Source organism: Actinokineospora cianjurensis, assembly GCF_003663795.1.
GTDB lineage: Bacteria > Actinomycetota > Actinomycetes > Mycobacteriales > Pseudonocardiaceae > Actinokineospora > Actinokineospora terrae.
Window position 1 is genome coordinate 366,396 of sequence record NZ_RCDD01000002.1, and the last position, 5,882, is coordinate 372,277.

Annotated in this window: 5 protein-coding genes; all 5 read right to left on the reverse strand. The window is 71.7% G+C overall.

The features are described from left to right. Nucleotides 1-147: 147 nt before the first annotated feature. A complete protein-coding gene (locus tag CLV68_RS35665; RefSeq protein WP_147460020.1) occupies nucleotides 148-1,365 on the reverse strand; it encodes a M23 family metallopeptidase in 1,218 nt (405 codons plus the stop codon). A gap of 318 nt (nucleotides 1,366-1,683) precedes the next feature. After that, complete coding sequence (locus tag CLV68_RS16375) at nucleotides 1,684-2,760, reverse strand: branched-chain amino acid aminotransferase (protein ID WP_121391642.1); 1,077 nt, start codon at nucleotides 2,758-2,760, stop codon at nucleotides 1,684-1,686. A gap of 20 nt (nucleotides 2,761-2,780) precedes the next feature. After that, the gene (locus tag CLV68_RS35190; RefSeq protein ID WP_246009908.1) at nucleotides 2,781-3,437 is read right to left on the reverse strand and encodes a nuclear transport factor 2 family protein; all 657 of its coding nucleotides are present in this window, start codon (nucleotides 3,435-3,437) and stop codon (nucleotides 2,781-2,783) included. Beyond that, entirely contained in the window at nucleotides 3,437-4,339 is a 903-nt protein-coding gene (locus tag CLV68_RS16385) for an ornithine carbamoyltransferase (protein ID WP_121391644.1), read from the reverse strand. Before CLV68_RS16385 ends, CLV68_RS35190 begins: the two co-directional genes overlap by 1 nt. A gap of 87 nt (nucleotides 4,340-4,426) precedes the next feature. Then, on the reverse strand, nucleotides 4,427-5,686 hold the full coding sequence (locus tag CLV68_RS16390; protein ID WP_170224403.1) for an MFS transporter: 1,260 nt from the start codon (nucleotides 5,684-5,686) through the stop codon (nucleotides 4,427-4,429). Between the last annotated feature and the right edge of the window lie 196 nt (nucleotides 5,687-5,882).

The window sequence follows — 5,882 nt, forward strand, 5'->3', positions numbered from 1 at the left end:
GTGCTCCCTCCCTGACGCGGGAAACACCTTGCCACAACCGGGAACCGCGCATCCGGTGATGATCGCCAGGTTCCGCCGTTCGCGCCCCGTGCGGTACGCCGAACGCCGGCGGCGCCCGGGTTGGGGCGCCGCCGGCGTTCGGTGGGGTCAGCAGTTCGGGATGGTGGCGGTGGTGCTGATCAGGGAGGCGGCGACGTAGTCGGTGTCGGTGAGGCGGTACCAGGTGGTGTTGTTGTTGACCGCGCTGCCGGTGGTCTTGCAGCTGAGGGCGAGGGCGCGGCCGTTGGGGGCGGTGTACATGGTCGAACTGGTGGAGGAGTTGGTGTTGTAGCGAACGTTGGCGCCGTTGGAGGAGCTCACGGTGGCGGCGTAGGGGCCGTTGCCGGTGTAGCGGCCATAGTTGTAGAGGGTGCCGCCGTCCTGGACCTTGGTGTTGCCGTGGGTGGCGTAGCCGTCGTAGTTGGAGCCGTTGGTGTGGAAGGTCCAGCCGCCGATGGTCTTGCCGATGACCGACTCGAAGGCGAGGTTGTTGCGGTCGCCGGAGCGGAGGGTGAAGTGGACGTGGGCGCCGTTGGCGCTGCCGCCGCAGACGGTGTTGGTGCCCGCGGTGCCCAGGGAGTAGCCGAGGTCGACCGAGGTGCCGTCCGCGGGGAAGTTGCCGCGCTGGTTGAGGTGGTAGTAGCCGGTGGTGTAACCGTTGGCGTGCACGATGAGGATCAACGCGGTCTGGTTCGAACCTGCGTCGACGCAGGCGCGGTAGACCTTGCCCGCCGCCGCGGCGCGGACCTCGGTGCCGCTGCCGCCGAAGTCCAGTGAGCTGTAGAGCGAGCCCGAGCCGTCGTTGGCGTGCGGGCCGCCGCCCCAGCCGACGTTGCTGGACGCGGTGACCGGCAACGCGAGCCCGGTCTCGACGGAACGGGCCGCGGCACCCGGACCCGCGGCGGCGTGGTTCTGCGCGAACAGGCCCTTCTCCGAAGCACTGACAACGGAATCCGGCGCCTGGCGGGTCAACGCGACGAAGGTGTCACTGCCGAGGACACCCACCTGCCACCGACCGGCGACCCGGTGCGCGACGTACAGACTGGCATCGGGCGCGTGGGCGGCGGCATCGCCCGGGATCGTGGCCGCGCCGAACGACCAGTCGGACACCTCACGCCGGGGCTCGACAACAGCGTGGCGGGCCACCGCGGCCACACCACGTTGCTCGGCAACAGCAGGACCGCGCTCGGCGAGGAGGGTGTCGGTGACGCTATCGGCGAGCCCGGCCTGCTGACCGGCCTCGGCGGAGAAGGGGACGAACGCCACGGCGGCCGCGGCTGCCGCCAGGGCGATCGCGGTGGCACGGCGACGATGGGGACGTGTCATGTGGTGGTCTCCGACTGCGGGGTGGACACCGAACCCCTGGCACGGACCGGTGGTCGCCACCCGCACCGCGGCTCGTTCCCGCGGGGACTCGCGGGAACCGAAAGCTAGCCGGCGACCTCCGACGACCTCAATGGTTTGGTTACGCGTCGGTGGTCGCCGTTGTTGCCAAACGAAACCGCGGGTCACCGGGCATGTCAGGAAACAGTTGTTCACTTTGCGCGCGCCCCGGTGCCCCCGGCCGAACGGTCAGCCGGGGGCTACCGGTGTGGCGAGCGGGACAGGGTGGAGTCCTCCCGTGTCCGAGTCCCCCGCGTCCGACTAGCGCGGTGCGATGGGGCGGAGCCAGCCCTCGGGGGCGGGGGTGCGGCCGTGCTGGACGTCGACCAGGGCCTTGCGGAGGGCGGTGGTGACCGGGCCCGCGGTGCCGTCGCCGATGAGCCAGTGGTCGTTGGTGTCGTGGACGCGGCCGACGGGGGTGACCACGGCGGCGGTGCCGCAGGCGAAGGTCTCGGTGATGCGTCCGGAGAGCGATTCCTCGCGCCACTGGTCAACTGAGATGCGTTCCTCGCTGACCGGGTAGCCGAGACCCGCCGCCAGGGTCAGGAGGGAGTCGCGGGTGACGCCGGGCAGGAGGGTGCCGGTGAGGGCGGGGGTGAAGACCTCGGGGCCGGAGAACCCCTGGCGGACGAAGAACATGTTCATGCCGCCCATCTCCTCGATCCACCTGCGCTCGATCGCGTCGAGCCAGACGACCTGCTGGCAGCCCGCCTCCTGGGCGAGCCGCTGGGCGACGAACGACGGACCGTAGTTGGCGGCGCACTTCACGTCCCCGGTGCCGCCGGGGACCGCCCTGGTGTGGGTGCGGCCGATGAGGACCGAGACGGGGGCGAACGGGTCGGCGCCGAAGAAGCCGCCCGCGACGAAGGCCATGAGCAGGAACAGGTACTCCCCCGACGGCCGCAGCATCAGGTTGGGCTCGGTGGCGAACATCAGCGGCCGCAGGTAGATGCTCAGGTCGGGGTCGTCGGAGAGCAGGTGCTGGTCCAGGCCGACGAGGTCGTCGACCGCGGCCAGGAACAGTTCCTCCGGCAGTTCGGGCATCTCCAGCCGCCTGGCCGAGGCGCGGAAGCGGGTGGCGTTGCGGTCGGGGCGGAACACCGCGACCGAGCCGTCGACCCGGCGGTGCGCCTTGAGGCCCTCGAAGATCACCTGGGCGTAGTGCAGGCCGATGGTCGCCGGGTGCAGCGGCAGCGCGGTGAGCGGGCCGACGCGGCGGTCGTGCCAACCGTCGACGGGGTTCCAGGCCAGGGTGACCATGTGGTCGGTGAACGCGTCCCCGTGGCCGGGCCCGCGCACGGGGGAGGGCAACGGCGTGGGGGTCAGCTCCAGCGTCATCTGCGGGCTCCTTGTCGGGTCTACGCCAGCGGCGCGAAGTAGTAGGTGGTGCGGCGGGCGAAGCGGCCGTCGGCGGCGAGTTCGAGGAACTCGGCGAAGCGCAGGTGGACCTCGTCGCCGGTGCGCAGCAGGCCGTGGAACTCGCCGTGCACGGCGACGTCGCGGCCGGTGGCCAGGACGGTCGTCAGGGTGTGCGCGCCGGAGCGGATCGAGCGGGCCTCGCGGTAGAAGGTGGCGAGCCCGGCGTGGCCGACCCACGGGTCGTAGCCGGGCCGGGTGTAGACGCAGTCCTCGGTGAACAGGGCGAGCAGGCCCTCGACGTCGTCGGCGTCGACGCGGTCGTACACGGCCCTGGCGAGAGCCGCGCCGTCGGTGGCGGTCATGGTCTTGTTCCATTCGACGCGGGGTTCGTCGGCGAGGGCGTAGGTGGCGCAAACGACGGCGGCGCGCGCGGCGGCGAGCGAACGGGCCATCGCCGCACGGCGGGCCGTGGAGCCGTGGGGTTCGCTGCGCGCGCGTTCGACGGACGCGGCGGCGATCGCGGCCGACTCGGCCAGGCACAGCACGGTCTCGTCGAGCGGGTCGGTGCGGTCACTGGCGGCGCGCACCGCCTCGACCAGACCGTCGAGCAGCCACAGCCTCGGGGGCCCGTCGAGTTGCGGGTGCGTGGTCGACATCAGTCGGCGCTGCCGGTGACGCACCACTCCAGGACGGCCATGGCGATGGTCATCTTGTGGTGGGCCTGCCGCCAGGCGCGGCTGCGCTTGCCGTCGAGCACCTCGTCGGTGACCTCCTGGCCGCGGACGGCGGGCAGGTCGTGCAGGAAGATCGTCCCCTCGTGCGAGACCCGCTCCAGCAAGGTGTCGTCCACTTGGTACGGTGTGAACACGCCGAGCCAGTCCGGGTCTGCTTTGGACACTCCCATCGTCTGCCACCGGCTGGTGTAGACGGCGTCGACGGTCTCGGGGAGTGCGTCGAGGTCGTGGTGCTGGGTGATGCGCGACGGCTTGCCCGCCAGCACGTCGGCGGGTACGCCGTAGCCGGGAGGGGTCACCACGGTGAAGGTCAGGCCGGGGGTCAGTTCGGCGGCGCGCACGAGGGCGGCGGCGGTGCTGTTGCCCTCGCCGATGTAGAGCAGGTGCCTGCCGGAGAGGTCGCCGAACTCCTCGCGGAGGGTGGCGATGTCGGCCAGGGCCTGCGTCGGGTGCTCGAACTGGGTGAGCGCGTTGACGACGGCGATGTCGCCCTTGGCCAAGGCGCGCAGTTCGGCGATGTCGCCGTTGGTGCGCACGACCAACGCGTCGAGGTAGCCGGAGAGGACCCTGGCGGTGTCCTCCAGCGTCTCGCCGGTGGTGAGCTGCAGGTCGTCGGGCCCGTAGGTGATCACCTGGGCGCCGAGCCTGGTCGCCGCGCGCCAGAACGAGGTCCTGGTCCGCGTGGACGACTTCTGGAAGTAGACGCCGACCGCGCGCCCGGCCAGGGCCGAGGACCGCTCGCCCGCGCCGAACGCGACGGCCCGGCCGGTCAGCGCGTCGACGTCGGCGGCCGTGAGGTCGTCGAGCGAAATCACACTCCGCATGTCTGTCCCACCCCTGCGTTGGAGGTCACCTGTGCCCGCTCAGTGTGGGTCGGCCGGGGGCGCCGGGGAGGCGCCCCCGGCGGCAGGTCATGGGCAGTTCTCCTCGGCGGTGCTGCCGTCGAGGCGCAGGTCGCGCACGTGCGGCCGGGACAGGGCGAAGCAGAGCAGCGCGGCGAAGCAGACACCGAACGCGGTGGTGGCCGTCGCCAGGCTCGTCACCTTGGCGAGGAAACCGAAGGCCGCCATGGCGACCGGGGCGAGCCCGTCGTCGGTGACGCTGAGGATCGCGCTTGCCCGGCCGACGTACTCTTCGTCCACTGTGGCCTGGAACGCGCCGGACAGCAGCGGGGAGGCCAGTCCCGCGACGATGCCGACCACGACCATCGCGCCCATGGTGACCGCGTACGACGCGAAGCCGACGAGTACCAGTGACGCCGCTTGGGCCAGCAGCAGGAGAAGGGCCGCGCGCAGTGGGCGGGCGGGGCGCCACTTCATGGCCACCGCCGTGCCCGCCGCGGCGCCGATGCCGATGGCGCCGGAGAGCCAGCCGAGACCCGCCGCGCCCCAGCTGTTGGCGCTGACGTGCAGTGCCAGGCCGATGGACAGGACCGGGGAGACGAACACGTTCAGGCCGGAGAGGGTGATCACCAGGTCGCGCACCCTGGGCGTGCGGCGCAGGTAGTCCAGGCCGTCGCGGACGTCGGCGCGCACGGAGACGCCGGTCGACTTCGCCCTGGGCCAGCGGGGGCGGACCAGGATGAGCACGACCAGGATCACCGCGAACGACAGCGCGTCGGTGAGCATCGCGCCGCCGAGCCCGTACCCGGCGACGAGAAGACCACCGATCGGGGCGCCGAGCACGCCCGCGAACCGGCTGATCAGTTGGCGTAGCGCGGAAAGCCGGACCAGTTGGTCCTTGGGTACCAACTGTCGTGGGAACGAGCTGCACGCGGGTCCGTAGAAGGCGTCCGCGACCCCGAAGAGGAACCCGACGGTGATCAGCAACCCCGCGGAGACCCCTTGCGCGGCCAGGACAGCCAGGGCACCCGCGAGCACGACGATCCTGGCGATATCACTGGTGATCATCATCCGCCGGGCGTCGAGTCGGTCGGTGAGCGCGCCACCGAGGAGCATGAGGAGCGCCCGGGGCAGGGTGGCGCAGGCCAGGACGAGACCGGCCAGCCCCGCGTCCCCGAGCTGGGCGGCGGTGTAGGCGAGGGCGACGAACCAGATCTCGTCCCCGATCTGCGACACCCCGTTGGCGAACGCGTACCCCAGCGTGGCGGTGTCCCGCCACAACGGCGGAGCACTCCGCCCGGTCGGCGATACCGGCGTGGACGTGGTCACGTGCGCACCTCTTCCGTGACAGGTGCCCCGATACGGGACAGGAACACCGCACCGAGCGGCGCTGGACCAGCCGACCGCGGACACCCCGCGGTGGCCTCGTGCGGTCGAATCGAGCTGTGGTGGCGAGGCGACGGGTTCCGGTGTTCGGCGGCGATTCCGGGGAGACCAGCCAGGTGGACGAGCAACGAGATCACGG